General features: G+C 71.0%; 10 protein-coding genes. 8 read left to right on the top strand and 2 right to left on the bottom strand.

All coding sequences use genetic code 11. From position 1 onward, the window contains the following. Positions 1-161 precede the first annotated feature (161 nt). The 4 genes from ACFO27_RS01695 to accD all read left to right on the top strand — a co-directional run bounded on the left by ACFO27_RS01695 (position 162) and on the right by accD (position 5,443). Positions 162-2,357, top strand: coding sequence for a RelA/SpoT family protein (locus ACFO27_RS01695; RefSeq protein ID WP_376815730.1), 2,196 nt, complete (start codon positions 162-164; stop codon positions 2,355-2,357). Between the two features lie 145 nt (positions 2,358-2,502). After that, positions 2,503-3,702 carry a tryptophan synthase subunit beta gene (gene trpB / locus ACFO27_RS01690; RefSeq protein WP_376815729.1) on the top strand — a complete coding sequence of 400 codons (1,200 nt, stop codon included), beginning with the start codon at positions 2,503-2,505 and terminating at the stop codon, positions 3,700-3,702. Between the two features lie 23 nt (positions 3,703-3,725). Further along, positions 3,726-4,562 (top strand): tryptophan synthase subunit alpha, encoded by an 837-nt coding sequence (gene trpA / locus ACFO27_RS01685; protein WP_376815728.1) that lies wholly within the window; start codon positions 3,726-3,728, stop codon positions 4,560-4,562. Between the two features lie 2 nt (positions 4,563-4,564). Further along, positions 4,565-5,443 carry an acetyl-CoA carboxylase, carboxyltransferase subunit beta gene (accD, locus tag ACFO27_RS01680; RefSeq protein WP_376815727.1) on the top strand — a complete coding sequence of 293 codons (879 nt, stop codon included), beginning with the start codon at positions 4,565-4,567 and terminating at the stop codon, positions 5,441-5,443. Between the two features lie 80 nt (positions 5,444-5,523). Here accD and ACFO27_RS01675 read toward each other — a convergent pair whose 3' ends face one another. Beyond that, positions 5,524-6,921 carry an MFS transporter gene (locus ACFO27_RS01675; protein WP_376815726.1) on the bottom strand — a complete coding sequence of 466 codons (1,398 nt, stop codon included), beginning with the start codon at positions 6,919-6,921 and terminating at the stop codon, positions 5,524-5,526. A 129-nt stretch (positions 6,922-7,050) separates the two neighbouring features. Beyond that, complete coding sequence (locus tag ACFO27_RS01670; protein ID WP_376815725.1) at positions 7,051-10,080, bottom strand: Rne/Rng family ribonuclease; 3,030 nt, start codon at positions 10,078-10,080, stop codon at positions 7,051-7,053. 467 nt (positions 10,081-10,547) lie between these two features. Between ACFO27_RS01670 and ACFO27_RS01665 the strand changes: the two genes are divergently transcribed. The 4 genes from ACFO27_RS01665 (at position 10,548) to ACFO27_RS01650 (ending at position 13,997) form a co-directional block, all read left to right on the top strand. Continuing rightward, positions 10,548-11,522, top strand: coding sequence for an RluA family pseudouridine synthase (locus ACFO27_RS01665; protein WP_376815724.1), 975 nt, complete (start codon positions 10,548-10,550; stop codon positions 11,520-11,522). Further along, on the top strand, positions 11,519-12,235 hold the full coding sequence (locus ACFO27_RS01660; protein WP_376815723.1) for an HAD-IA family hydrolase: 717 nt from the start codon (positions 11,519-11,521) through the stop codon (positions 12,233-12,235). The genes ACFO27_RS01665 and ACFO27_RS01660 overlap by 4 nt, the downstream gene beginning before the upstream one ends. A gap of 134 nt (positions 12,236-12,369) precedes the next feature. Beyond that, the gene (gene msrP / locus ACFO27_RS01655; protein ID WP_376816375.1) at positions 12,370-13,332 is read left to right on the top strand and encodes a protein-methionine-sulfoxide reductase catalytic subunit MsrP; all 963 of its coding nucleotides are present in this window, start codon (positions 12,370-12,372) and stop codon (positions 13,330-13,332) included. Next, a complete protein-coding gene (locus ACFO27_RS01650) occupies positions 13,332-13,997 on the top strand; it encodes a protein-methionine-sulfoxide reductase heme-binding subunit MsrQ (RefSeq protein WP_376815722.1) in 666 nt (221 codons plus the stop codon). The genes msrP and ACFO27_RS01650 overlap by 1 nt, the downstream gene beginning before the upstream one ends. The last annotated feature ends 25 nt before the right edge of the window (positions 13,998-14,022 follow it).

Below are 14,022 nucleotides of genomic sequence, written 5' to 3'. Positions count from 1 at the left end.
CCGCCCGGGCCATCTGCCGCGCGGCGCCGGTGCGGGAATGCCAGATGATCAGCAACTGGGTCGTCATGGGTGTGCCTGCGGGTCCGGACTCACTCAAGTAGTATAGAGGCTCCGAGTCTGAAGGCCTGGTTCGAAGGCTCCGTTTTCCCTGGTCCGGCGTCATGAGTGTCCCCCCGCAATCCGCTTCCGCAGATCCCTTCGGCCCCGAGTGGTTCCAGGCCGCCCGCGGCGGGCTGGACGACGCGGACGCGGCGGTCCTGCGCCAGGCGGCCGACTGGGTGCGCGAATCCCTGGGCGGCGCGCGGGCCAGCACCGGCGAGGCCCTGGACGCGCACGCCGCCGCCGTGGTCCTGATCCTGCGCGACCTGGATTCGGACGCGGCCACCCGCGCGGCGGCCTTGCTGGCGGTGCAGCCGGTGCCGGCGGGCGAGCTGTCGCGCGCCGATCCGCTGCGCAAGGCCTTCGGCCCCGAGATCACCACCCTGGTCCAGGGCGTGCGCGCCCTGCTGCGCCTGGGCGCCGTCGCGGGCCGGGCCGGCGACGTGTCCGGCACCGACCAGAAGGAAATGCAGCGCAAGATGCTGCTGGCCATGGCGGCGGACCTGCGCATCGTGCTGATGCGGCTCGCCTCGCGCCTGCAGTCGCTGCGCTGGCATGCGGCCAGCCGCACGCCCTGCCCGCCGGAATTCGCCCGGGAAACCATGGCGCTGTACACGCCGCTGGCCAACCGCCTCGGGATCTGGCAGCTGAAATGGGAAATGGAGGACCTGTCCTTCCGCTTCCTGCAGCCGGACACCTACAAGGCCATCGCCCGCCAGCTCGAGGAAAAGCGCGCCGAGCGCGAGAGCTTCATCGCGGACGTGATGGCGCGCCTGCGGGCGGCGCTGGACGAAGCCGGCATCCGGGCCGAGATCAGCGGCCGGCCCAAGCACATCTACAGCATCTGGAACAAGATGCGCATCAAGCACCTGGAATTCCGCCAGCTGTTCGACCTGCGCGCCCTGCGGGTCATCGTCGACGACGAGCGGGCCTGCTACGCCGCGCTGGCCCTGGTGCATGCCCTGTGGACGCCGGTGCCCGAGGAGTTCGACGACTACATCGCCCGTCCCAAGCCCAACGGCTACCGCTCCCTGCACACCGTGGTGGCCGACGCCGGGGGCAGGGCATTCGAGATCCAGATCCGCACCCGCGACATGCATCATTTCGCCGAATACGGGATGGCGGCCCACTGGCGCTACAAGGAAGCCGGCGCCCGGGGCGGCCAGGTGTCCGCCGCCGGGGAATACGACCAGAAGATCGCCTGGATGCGGCAGCTGCTGTCCTGGAAGGAAGAGGGCGGGGCCTCGCCCGCGCCCGGCGCGCGGCCCGACGAGCGCATCTACGTCATGACGCCCCAGGCGCGCGTGCTGGAGCTGCCCGCCGGCTCCACGCCGGTGGACTTCGCCTATCTGCTGCATACCGACCTGGGCCACCGCTGCCGGGGCGCCCGGGTCGACGGCCAGATCGTGCCCCTGTCCACGCCCCTGCGCACGGGGCAGACCGTGGAGATCACCGCCGCCAAGTCCGGCGGCCCCTCGCGCGACTGGCTCAACCCCCAGCTGGGCTACCTGGCCAGCCCGCGCGCGCGCGCCAAGGTCCGGGCCTGGTTCAACGCGGTCGAGCTGCAGCAGCGCATCGCCCAGGGCCAGGCGTTGGTCGAAAAAGAGCTGCAGCGCCTGGGCCGCACCGCCGTCAACCAGGAACACCTGGCCCAGCAGCTGGGCTTCGCCCGCGCCGACGACCTGTACGTCGCGGCGGCCAAGGAAGAATTCAGCCTGCGGCAGATCGACCACGTCCTGCGCGAGCCCGAGCCGGCCCGCGAGCAACCCGACGAGGCCCGCGTCTACGCCAGCGACGCCGGCAGCGTCGCCCGCACGGGCAAGAGCGGGGTGCTGGTGGTGGGGGTCGATTCCCTGATGACGCAGCTGGCGCGCTGCTGCCGGCCCGTGCCGCCCGACGCCATCGAAGGCTTCGTCACGCGCGGCCGGGGGGTGTCCATCCACCGCCGCGACTGCCCGTCCTGGGCGGCCCTGGCGCAGCGCCACCCGGAACGCTGCATCGAGGTTGCCTGGGGCCAGACCGGCCAGGCCATGTATCCCGTGGACCTGAGCATCCACGCCCAGGACCGGCCCAACCTGCTGCGCGACCTGTCCGAGGTCTTCGCGCGCCTGCGGCTGCGGGTGGTGCGCGTCACGACCCACAGCCGCCGCTCGCTGGCGCACATGGTCTTCACCGTCGAGGTGCGCGACGGCGATCAGATCCGCCAGGCGCTGGCCGCCGTCAACGAGCTGCCCGGGGTCCAGGCCGGGAGGCAATGAGCGGGCCGCGAGGCGGGCGGCGCGCACCGCCACCCGGGCGGGGAGCGGCGGCCGGGGGGCACCGGGCCGGACGGGGCTGCTAAAATGCCCGTTTGGCCCGTGCCCGTCCGGGGATTCCGGCGGCGCCTTTGATGCGAGACTGGACTTGAAACCCTATCACCTGCCGGATGCCCAGGGGCATTTCGGGAAGTTCGGCGGTTCGTTCGTCGCCGAAACGCTCGTGCACGCCCTGGACGCGCTGCGCGAGGCGTATGCGCGCTACAGAGACGACCCCGAATTCCAGCGCGAATTCGCCTACGAACTGGAGCACTTCGTCGGCCGGCCCAGCCCGGTCTACCATGCCCGGCGCTGGTCCGAGCAACTGGGCGGCGCGCAGATCTGGTTCAAGCGCGAAGACCTGAACCACACCGGTGCCCACAAGGTCAACAACTGCATCGGCCAGGCCCTGCTCGCCAGGCGCATGGGCAAGCCGCGCGTGATCGCCGAGACCGGCGCGGGCCAGCACGGCGTGGCCACGGCCACCGTGGCGGCGCGCTACGGCATGGAATGCGTGGTCTACATGGGCAGCGAGGACGTCCGCCGCCAGGCGTCGAACGTCTACCGCATGAAGCTGCTGGGCGCCCGGGTGGTGCCCGTCGAATCCGGCTCGCGCACCCTGAAGGACGCCCTGAACGAGGCCATGCGCGACTGGGTCACCAACGTGGAAGACACCTTCTACATCATCGGCACCGTCGCCGGGCCCGATCCCTATCCCCGGATGGTGCGCGACTTCCAGACCATCATCGGCCGCGAATGCCGCGAGCAGATGCCGCGCGACGCGGGCCGCCAGCCCGACTACGTGATCGCCGCCGTGGGCGGCGGGTCCAACGCCATCGGCATCTTCCATCCCTACATCGAGGACGAGTCGGTGCGGCTGATCGGCGTCGAGGCCGCCGGCGAGGGCCTGGACACGGGCCGCCACGCCGCCTCGCTGAACCGGGGCGTGGTCGGGGTGCTGCACGGCAACCGCACCTACCTGCTGCAGGACGAGCACGGCCAGATCACCGAGACCCACTCCGTGTCCGCCGGCCTGGACTATCCCGGCGTCGGGCCGGAACACGCCTGGCTGCACGACAGCGGGCGCGCGCAGTACGTCGGCATCACCGACCAGGAAGCCCTGGCCGCCTTCCACGACTGCTGCCGCATCGAAGGCATCATGCCCGCCCTGGAGTCCTCGCACGCCATCGCCCAGGCGGTGAAGCTCGCCCCGACCCTGCCGCGCGACCGGATCATCCTGGTCAACCTGTCCGGCCGGGGCGACAAGGACATGCACACCGTGGCCGAATATAGCGGCATCACGCTCTAAGGCTCAGGATCCAAGGCCCAGGAATGACCAAGACTTCTTCGAATGCCCGCCTGGCGGCCCGCTTCGCCTCCCTGGAGGGGCGGGCGGCCCTGATTCCGTACGTGACGGCGGGCGATCCCCTGGTGGCGTCCACCCCCGCGCTGATGCACGCCCTGGCGGCGGCCGGCGCCGACGTGATCGAGCTCGGCGTGCCGTTCTCCGACCCCATGGCCGACGGCCCGGTGATCCAGCAGGCCGGCGAACGCGCCATCGCGGCGGGCGTCAGCCTGGACGCCGTGCTGGACATCGTCGCCGAATTCCGCCGCCAGGACGCCGAAACGCCGGTCGTCCTGATGGGCTACGCCAATCCCATCGAATGCATGGGCCAGGAAGCCTTCGCGCAGCGGGCCGCCCGGGCGGGCGTGGACGGCGTGCTGACCGTGGACTATACGCCCGAGGAATCCGCCGAATTCGCCGCCCTGCTGGGGCGGGCCGGCCTGGATCCCATTTATCTGCTGGCACCGACCTCCGTCGAATCGCGCATCCGCGACGTCGCCCGCCTGGCCCGGGGCTACGTCTATTACGTCTCGCTCAAGGGCGTGACCGGCGCCGGCCACCTGGACACCGACGACGTGGCGCGCCGCCTGGCGGAGATCCGCCGCCACGTCAGCATCCCCGTGGGCGTGGGCTTCGGCATCCGCGACGCCGACAGCGCCGCGCGCGTGGCGCGGCATGCCGACGCCGTGGTGATCGGCAGCAAACTCATACAGATCATCGAGGAAGCGTCCCTGCGCGACGGCCCGCAGGCCGCCATCGGCGCGGCGGCCCAGTGGCTGGCCCAGGTGCGCCAGGCCATCGAACCCATCCGGAAAGAAGGTTGACCATGAGCTGGTTTGAAAAGATCCTCCCCCCGCGTATCAACCGCAGCGGCGATTCGGCCTCCAAGCGCGTGCCCGAAGGCCTGTGGGTCAAGTGCCCGTCCTGCGAGTCGGTCCTGTACAAGGAAGACCTGCAGGCGACCCTGAACGTCTGCCCCAAGTGCAGCCACCACATGCGCATCGGCGCCCGGGCGCGCATCGACGCGCTGCTGGACCCGGAGGGCCGCGTGGAAATCGGCGCCCAGACGCGCCCCATGGACCCGCTGAAATTCAAGGATTCGCGCAAATACCCGGAACGCGTGGCCGAAGCCGTCAAGCAGACCGGCGAGACCGAGGCGATGGTGGTGATGAGCGGCACGGTGCTGTCGGTGCCGACGGTGCTGGCGTGCTTCGAATTCGCCTTCATGGGGGGCTCGATGGGCTCGGTGGTGGGCGAGCGCTTCGCCCGCGGCGTCCGGGAATCCATCGACCGGCGGCTGCCCTTCGTCTGCGTGTCGTCCTCGGGCGGCGCGCGCATGCAGGAATCCCTGTTCTCGCTGATGCAGATGGCCAAGACCACCGCCATGCTGCACCAGCTGGCCGAAGCCGGCCTGCCGTTCGTCAGCGTCCTGACCGACCCGACGATGGGCGGGGTGTCGGCCTCCTTCGCCTTCATGGGTGACGTGGTCCTGGCCGAGCCCAACGCCCTGATCGGCTTCGCCGGCCCGCGCGTGATCGAGCAGACCGTGCGCGAAAAGCTGCCGGAAGGCTTCCAGCGCGCCGAATTCCTGCTGGAAAAGGGCGCCATCGACCGCGTGGTCGACCGCCGCGAGATGCGGGCCGAGCTGGCCCATCTGCTGGCGCTGTTCACCCGCCAGCCGATCGAGGTCGTGAAGGCGGCCTGACGGCGGTGCGGCCGCCGTGGCGGCCGCTTGGTGGCGGCGTGCCGTGCCGGGCTCCCGCCATCCGCTCCTGAAGCGGCCCCTCAGGTCCGCGCCACGAAATGGTCGCCCGCGTTGTCGGGCAGCCGCAGGGTGTCGAACAGTCCGGCCAGGGCGGTCACGGCCGCGATCATGAATGCGACCCGGTAGGGAAACGCCGCTCCGGCGATGTCCAGCGCGCCGGCCAGCGTTTCGCCCAGCCGGACCGCCAGGGCGCCCAGCGTGATGCCGGCGGCCATGCTCAGCCGTGTGATGACGTTGAACAGCCCGTTGGCATCGGCCATGCGGCCCTCGGGCACGTCGGCGAAGGCCAGCGTGCCCAGGCAGGTGAACTGCATCGAGCGGGCCATGCCGTGGATGAACAGGATCGGCAGCAGCGCGGCCAGCGGCATGGATCGGGTCAACAGCGCACAGGCGGCCAGGCTGGCGGCCGCCAGCAGCCCGTTCCACAACATCACCTGACGGTAGCCGAAACGGCGCAAAATGGGCGTGGTCACCGCCTTCATCCCCAGGTTGCCGGCGAACACCACCAACAGCAGCAAACCCGCCTGGAAGGCGTCCAGGCCGAAGCCGAGCTGGAACATCAGCGGCAGCAGGAACGGCAGGCTGCTGATCGCGATCCGCGTGGCTGAGCCGCCCAGCATCACGACGCGGAAGGTGGCGATGCGCATGGGCGTCAGGCTCAGCATCGGAGTGGCCGCGCGGCGCAGGTGCCGCAGCGCGGCCAGGAGCAGGACGATGCCGCAGGCGAGCAAGGCGAGACTGGCGGCATTGATCGAAGTGGCCAGCCATTCCAGCGCGCCCAGCAATGCGAAGATGCCCAGGCCGCACAGGATGAAACCGGTCCAGTCGAAGGGCTGGCGCGGCGCGGACTCCAGGGTCGGGATCAGCCACAGCGCCAGACCCAGGCCCAGGATGCCCAGGGGCACGTTGAGAAAGAAGATCCAGTGCCAGTGCAGATGACTGGCGATGAAGCCGCCCAGCGGCGGCGCGATCACCGGCGCCACCAGGGCCGGCCAGACCAGATTGGACATCGCCACCATGCGCCGCGCCGGCGGTGTGTAGCGCAGCACCAGCAGCCGGCCCACGGGTACCATCAGTGCGCCGCTGACACCTTGCAGCACGCGCAGGGCGACAAAGGCCTCCAGGCTGTCAACCAGGCCGCAGCCCAGGGAGCTCAGCGTGAAGCCGGCGATGGCGCCGGCGAATACCCGGCGCGGGCCGTAGCGGTCGGTCATCCAGCCGCTGACCGGAATGAAGGCGCCCAGCGCCAGCAGGTAGGCGCTGATGGCGACGTTCAGCCGGACCGCGTCGACGCCGAACGAACGGCTCATGTCGGGCAGGGCGGTGGCGATGATGTTGCCGTCCAGCACCTCCATGAACATGGCGCCGGTGACGAGGAACATCACCAGCCGCAGGCGCGTGTCCTGGAGCGCGCTCATGCCGTGTGTCCGCCCCGCGCGGCGGGGGTGCGAAAGAGACTGGGTGCCCGGTCGTTTCTCATGGCTTGGCTGGCGATGTCGAAAAAAATGCCCGAAACCGGAGTTTCGGGCATTTTCCCTGGCGTTGCCTCAGTTGGAGGTTTCCACCTGCTGCAGCGGTTCGTCCTGCGCCACCGCGACCGGCTTGCGGGCGCGGCCCAGGGGCTTGGGCGGCGCGGGCGGCACGTAGGGCGCGCTGGACCGGGTCTCGACCATCTGCATGCCGGCGGCCTGCAGGGTATCGTCCAGCGAGGGCAGGGCGATCGGGCGGTGGGACGACGTGTCCGGCGCCGCCGGGACGGCCACGGGAGTCGGCGCCGCGGCCACGGGCGCGGTTTCTTCCTTCGCCGGCGCGGCCTGGGCGGCGGCGGGCGCTTCCTGAGCCGCGACCGGGGCGTTCGCGCGGGCCTCGGCCTCGTCCTCGGCGGGTTCCGCCGCGGGAGCGGGTTCCGCCGCCGGAGCGGGGGCGGCGGCCGGGGCCGCTTCGGCCGGAGCCTCGGTGCGCGGTTCCTCGACCGCGGGGGCCGGGGGCGCGGCTTCGGCAGGCACGGACTCGGCCGCTTCGTCGGCGGACGCGGGCAGGGCGGCCGGCGCGTCGGCCGCGGCGGGTTCTTCGGTCGCCAGGACTTCGGGGTCGAAGCGCGGCGTTTCGTGCGTTTCGATGGCCGGTGCGTCGCTGTCGGCCGGGACGTCCTCGACGGAGGCCGTATCGGCGGCATCGCCACCGCGGCGGCCGCGGCGGCCGCGACGGCGGCGGCGCTTGCGTTCCGGATCCGGGCTGTCCAGATCGGTGTCGGTTTCGGCGTCCACGGCCGGGCCGGCGACGAGCGCGTCGTCGTCGTTCTGCTGGTCGACGTCGTGCATGCCCAGCGGCGCGTCGGGCAGGCCGTAGGGGTTGGCGCCGGCCTGGGCCGGAGCCGTCCGGGCGGCCGCCGCGTCATCGGCCTGGGCCGCGGTCATTTCGTCGGCCTGAACGGCGATCGCTTCGCCGGTCTGGACGGCCGATTCTTCCGGGCGGTTGCGGCTGCGGCCGCGACGGTTGCGGCCGCGGCGCGGCTCGGCGGCGTCGTCCCGGGTTTCGGTGGCGACGACGGCCTCGTCCTGGACCGGCAGGGCGGGGTCGGCGACCGGACGCTCGCGGCGGGAGGCCGGGCGGCCTTCCGGCCGTTCGGCACGCTCCGTGCGCTCGGTGCGATCCGGACGTTCACCGCGTTCGGTGCGTTCACCGCGTTCGGCACGGCCGGCGCGTTCGCCCCGGGGGGCGTCCGAGCGGCGTTCGCCCCGGCGGCCGCCGTTGCGGCCGGTTGCGCCGCGCCGGCGGCCGTCGCCGGATTCACGGGACGGGGCGGGAGCGGCCGGTTCCACGGCGGGGGCGGCGGTTTCGGCGGCCGAGCCCGTGATCCAGCCGAACAGGCGTTTCAGCAGGCCACCCTGTGGGACGGCCGGCGCCGCGGCCGCGGGGGCGGCGGCGGTTTCGGCCGCGCGAGGCGCGCGTTCCACATGGGTCGGGGCCGGCTGCGCGGGCTGGATGCCCTTGACCAGGGCTTCCGGACGGGCCTTGGCTTCCTGGGCCTGGTTCGGCTGCCAGACGAGCTTGTCCTCGGGTTCCTGCGCGAGTTCGAAGCTGGTCTTGTTCTCGTCCAGGCGCGGGTCGTCGTGGCGCAGGCGCTCGATGTGATGGTGCGGGGTTTCCAGGGACTTGTTGGGGATCAGGACCAGGTTGACCTTCAGGCGGGACTCGATCTGGCTGATGTCGCGGCGCTTTTCGTTGAGCAGGAAGGTGGCGACGTCGACCGGCACCTGGGCGTGCAGGGCGGCCGTGCCTTCCTTCATGGCTTCTTCCTGGAGCAGGCGCAGCACGTGCAGGGCGCTGGATTCGGCGTCGCGGATCACGCCGGTGCCGGTGCAGCGCGGGCAGGTGACGTGCGAGCCTTCGTTCAGGGCCGGACGCAGGCGCTGGCGGGACAGTTCCATCAGGCCGAAGCGGGAGATCTTGCCCATCTGCACGCGGGCGCGGTCGAAATGCAGGGCGTCGCGCAGGCGCTGTTCGACGGCGCGCTGGTTCTTGCTGTCCTCCATGTCGATGAAGTCGATCACGATCAGGCCGCCCAGGTCGCGCAGGCGCAGCTGGCGGGCGACTTCGTCGGCGGCCTCCTGGTTGGTGCGCAGGGCGGTTTCCTCGATGTCGGCGCCGCGCGTCGAGCGCGCGGAGTTGACGTCCACCGCCACCAGGGCTTCGGTGTGGTCGATCACGATGGCGCCACCCGAGGGCAGCGTGACCGTGCGCGAGTAGGCGGTCTCGATCTGGTGTTCGATCTGGAAGCGGGAGAACAGGGGCACGTCGTCGCGGTAGCGTTTCACGCGGTTGACGTTGTCGGGCATGACCACGCTCATGAAGGCGGTCGCCTGGTCGTGGATGTCGTCCGTGTCGATCAGGATTTCGCCGATTTCAGGCGAGAAATAGTCGCGGATGGCGCGGATGACCAGGCTGGATTCCAGGTAGATCAGGATCGGCGCCTTGTTCTCGCGGGCGGCGGCATCGATGGCGGTCCAGAGCTGCAGCAGGTAGTTCAGGTCCCATTGCAGTTCCTCGACGCCGCGGCCGATGCCGGCGGTGCGGGCGATCATGCTCATGCCGGCCGGGATTTCCAGCTGGTCCATGGTCTCGCGCAGTTCCTGGCGGTCCTCGCCCTCGACCCGGCGCGACACGCCGCCGCCGCGCGGATTGTTGGGCATCAGCACCAGGTAGCGGCCGGCCAGGGAGATGAAGGTGGTCAGGGCCGCGCCCTTGTTGCCGCGCTCTTCCTTTTCGACCTGGATGATGAGTTCCTGGCCTTCGGACAGGGCGTCCTGGATGCGGGCGCTGCGCACGTCCACGCCTTCCTTGAAGTAGCTGCGGGCGACTTCCTTGAAGGGCAGGAAGCCGTGGCGGTCTTCCCCGTAGTTGACGAAGCAGGCTTCCAAGCCCGGTTCGATCCGGGTGATGACGCCCTTGTAGATGTTGCCTTTGCGCTGCTCGCGCCCGGCGGTCTCGATGTCCAGATCGATCAGCTTCTGGCCATCGACAATCGCGACGCGTAGTTCTTCTTGGTGCGTCGCATTGAACAGCATGCGTTTCATGAGTGGGTTTCTCCGTAGTCAGGGCGCGCCGGATTCGGCGCACGGCCACGGGTCACTCGGTGTGCGATGCGGCAGTCTGCGAGGAGGTCGGTGCGCTGACGAGGTCAGACCGCGCCGGTCTCCTGGGGAGGGGGCACGGTGCGCCGGTAGGCGCGGGGTTCTGTCAGCAGGAAGGTCAAGGGCACGATGCGTGATTGACGAAATGATTGCTGGGAACGGCGAACGCGGGCTTTGGGACGCGTCCGGTGCGGAAGAGCGAGCAGAATCTGCGGCGTCGCACGCGGCCTGACGTCGATTCCAGCGCCCGGCGGCAGCGCGCGGGGGAGAGAACCGGGACGGAGCCGGCGACCAAGGACCTGGAGGCTGGAAGTGTGGCAGTACAATGGGGTCCCTGCTGCCCGACGGAGATGCATCCATTGCGTCTCTACGCCAGGCGGTTTCCAGCCTCTATGGGCTGTTGCGATTATATGCCGCTTTTCCCTATGCGCAAAATAGTTGATCCGTCCGCCGTCCCGCCGGCCGTCCGCCAGGTGGTCGTGGGGGCCGAGCACGAAGGGCAGCGGCTGGACAATTTCCTGCTGAGAATCTGCAAGGGCGTGCCCAAGAGCCACGTCTACAAGGCCATCCGCGACGGCCAGGTCCGGATCAACAAGGGCCGCTGCCGGGCGGAAACCCGCCTGGCGCCCGGCGACACGGTGCGCATCCCGCCGCTGCGCCTGCCCGCCCCCGGCGCCGCGGCGCCGGCGCCGCCGGCCGCCTTTCCGGTGCTGTACGAGGACGCCCACCTGCTGGTGATCGACAAGCCCGCCGGCGTGGCCGTGCACGGCGGCAGCGGCGTGGCCTTCGGTGTGATCGAACAGTTGCGCGCGGCGCGCCCGGACGAGCGCATGCTGGAACTGGCGCACCGCCTGGACCGGGAAACGTCCGGCGCGCTGATGGTGGCGCGCAGCCGCAAGGCCCTGGTGGCCCTGCACGACATGATGCGCCAGAGCCAGGGGCGCAAGCACTATCTGGCGCTGGTCGTGGGCGACTGGGTCAACGACCGCCAGCACATCCGCCTGCCCCTGCTCAAATACCTGACCCCGGACGGCGAGCGCCGGGTGCGCGTCGACGCCCTGGGCAAGCCCGCCCACACCATCGTCACGCTGCGGCGCCGCTACGCCGGACGCTATTCCCTGGTGGGGGCCGAACTGCGCACCGGGCGCACCCACCAGATCCGGGTGCACCTGGCGGCCCAGGGGCATCCGATCGCCGGCGACGAGAAATACGGGCCGGACGCGATCCGCGCCGCCCTGGCCGCCCAGGGCTTCCGGCGCATGTTCCTGCATGCGCACCGGCTGGAAATCCCCCATCCGGTTTCCGGCGAGCCCCTGGTCTTCGAATCCCCGCTGCCGCCCGCCTGCCGGGCGCTGCTGGATCAACTGGAGCATGCCCGCCCATGAACGCCCCCGATCCGACGGCGATCCACCCGGCACCGGTTCCGGGCCTCGACGCGCCGGTCAAACGGTATCGCGCCGTGATCTTCGACTGGGACGGCACCCTGCTGGATTCCACGTACCACATCGTCGAGGCGCTGCTGGGCGCCTGCCGCGACCTGGAACTGCGCGTGCCGTCCCGCGAGGAGGCCGGCTGGGTGATCGGGCTGTCGCTGCAGGCGGCCCTGTACCGCCTGGTGCCGGAATTGGGAGCCGACCGCGCGGATGCGTTCGTCGACCGCTATCGTGCGCATTTCATGGCGCTGCAGCACGAAATGCATCTGTTCGAAGGCCAGGCGGGGCTGTTGCGCGATCTGCATGCGGGTGGCGCGGTGCTGGGCGTGGCCACGGGCAAGAGCCGGCGCGGCCTGGATGCTTCGATCGAACGGCTGGATCTGCGGGGCCTGTTCCGCGCCACGCGCACGGCGGACGAGGCGCGCGGCAAGCCGGACCCGGACATGCTGCTGCAACTGCTGGCCGAACTGGACCTGGATCCGGAGTCGGTGCTGATGGTGGGCGACACCACCCACGACGTGCTGATGGCGCGGGCCGCCGGGGTGGACAGCCTGGCGGTCGCCTACGGGGCGCATGCGCCGTCCCTGCTGGAATCGGCACGGCCGACGGCGCTGGCGGCCACGGTGCCGGACATGCAGGCCTGGATCCGGGCGCGCGCGGGCTGATTTTCGGCGCATGGCCTCGCCTGGCAAGCCCATGCATCCGAAACGGGGCGTTCAGACCGGAAAGCAATCCGCTGCCGGGCGGGGAACCTTTCTGCACGATTGAGGCCTAAACTGGATTGTCTTCCGACCGGTGGATCATCATGCGCGCACCCTGGGAAATCGGCATCCGGCCTTCCGAAATCACGCCCGAGCCCGTCTGGCTGGGGCGGCGGCGCTGGCTGCGGCAGGCGGCCCTGGGCTCGCTGGCGCTGGGCGCGGCCGGCCTGGCGCGGGCCGCGGACGGGCCCGAAGGCCCCGTCCTGGCCGCGCCGCGCGACGCCCGCTGGTCCACCGACGAGCCGCTCAACGCCTGGCGGGACATCACCACCTACAACAATTTCTACGAGTTCGGCGTCGGCAAGGGCGATCCGGCCGAATACGCGGGGCGGATGCGGCTGGAGCCCTGGACGGTCCGGATCGACGGCGCCGTGCGCAAGCCCCTGACCCTGGACCTGGATGCCCTGCGGCGGCTGGCGCCCCTGGAGGAGCGCGTTTACCGGCTGCGCTGCGTCGAGGCCTGGTCCATGGTGATCCCCTGGACCGGTTATTCGCTGTCCCATCTGCTGCGGCACGCGGAGCCGACGGCGGACGCCCGCTACGTGGTGTTCACCACGGCCCTGCAGCCCGACGCCATGCCGGGCGTGGCGGCCGGCATCCTGGACTGGCCCTACGTGGAAGGCCTGCGCCTGGACGAGGCCATGCATCCGCTGGCGCTGCTCGCCTTCGGCGTCTACGGCCGCGCCCTGCCGCCGCAGAACGGCGCGCCCCTGCGGGTGGTGGTGCCCTGGAAATACGGCTTCAAGTCGGCCAAGTCGCTGGTCGGCATCCGCCTGCAGGCGGAACCGCCGGTCACCAGCTGGATGCGCGCCGCGCCCCGGGAATACGGCTTCTACGCCAACGTGAACCCGGCGGTGCCGCATCCCCGCTGGAGCCAGGAAACCGAACGCCGCATCGGCACCGGGTTCTTCGCGCCCCGCCTGCCCACCCGGCCCTTCAACGGCTACGCCGAGGCGGTGGCCGGGCTGTATTCGGGCATGGACCTGGCGCGCAACTTCTGATGGGCGCGCGCGCGGATGGGGCCCGTCCCGCGGCTTCGGTCCCGGCCGCCGCCGCGCGCCGGCCGCGGCCGGGCGGCGGATGGGTCCTGGGCGCCTGCGTCCATGCCTGCGGCCTGTTTCCCCTGCTGCGCTGGATCGCGCTGGGCATGACCGGGGGCCTGGGGGCCAATCCGCAGGAATTCCTGATCCGTTCCTCCGGCCTCTGGGCGCTGGCGCTGCTGTGGGCCACCCTGGCGGTGACGCCGGCGCGCCGGCTGGGCTGGTCCGGCCTGCTGCGCCACCGGCGCAAGCTGGGCCTGTATGCCTTCTTCTATACCGTGCTGCACGTCCTGGCCTGGGCGGTCTGGGACCGGGGCGGGGTGCCCGCCTCGATGTGGACGGACCTCTGGCGGCGCGATTTCATCGGCGTGGGCGCGCTGGCCGTGCTGTGCCTGATCCCGCTGGCGGCGACCTCCACCCAGGGCTGGATGCGGCGGCTGGGACGCGGCTGGAAGCGCCTGCATGCGCTGGTCTATCCGGCCGCCATCCTGTCGGCGCTGCATTTCGACTGGATGCGGGCGGGCAAGAACGATTTCCTGGAACCGCGCCTGTACGCCCTGGTCCTGGCCCTGCTGCTGGCCGCGCGCCTGCCGGGATGGTGGCGCGGCCGGCGCGCGGCGCGGTAATCGGCCTGTTTTGCCGCCGGGCCGC

The organism is Castellaniella denitrificans, assembly GCF_042653765.1.
GTDB classification, from domain to species: domain Bacteria; phylum Pseudomonadota; class Gammaproteobacteria; order Burkholderiales; family Burkholderiaceae_B; genus Castellaniella; species Castellaniella denitrificans.
This window is presented reverse-complemented; position numbering and strand designations above follow the sequence as displayed.

Excerpts from the sequence above, each read along its gene's own strand:
- ACFO27_RS01695 (WP_376815730.1), top strand. The coding sequence starts at position 162 with ATGAGTGTCCCCCCGCAATCCGCTTCCGCAGATCCCTTCGGCCCCGAG.
- trpA (WP_376815728.1), top strand. The coding sequence starts at position 3,726 with ATGACCAAGACTTCTTCGAATGCCCGCCTGGCGGCCCGCTTCGCCTCC.
- accD (WP_376815727.1), top strand. The coding sequence starts at position 4,565 with ATGAGCTGGTTTGAAAAGATCCTCCCCCCGCGTATCAACCGCAGCGGC.
- ACFO27_RS01675 (WP_376815726.1), bottom strand. The coding sequence starts at position 6,921 with ATGAGCGCGCTCCAGGACACGCGCCTGCGGCTGGTGATGTTCCTCGTC.
- ACFO27_RS01670 (WP_376815725.1), bottom strand. The coding sequence starts at position 10,080 with ATGAAACGCATGCTGTTCAATGCGACGCACCAAGAAGAACTACGCGTC.
- ACFO27_RS01665 (WP_376815724.1), top strand. The coding sequence starts at position 10,548 with ATGCCGCTTTTCCCTATGCGCAAAATAGTTGATCCGTCCGCCGTCCCG.
- ACFO27_RS01660 (WP_376815723.1), top strand. The coding sequence starts at position 11,519 with ATGAACGCCCCCGATCCGACGGCGATCCACCCGGCACCGGTTCCGGGC.
- ACFO27_RS01650 (WP_376815722.1), top strand. The coding sequence starts at position 13,332 with ATGGGCGCGCGCGCGGATGGGGCCCGTCCCGCGGCTTCGGTCCCGGCC.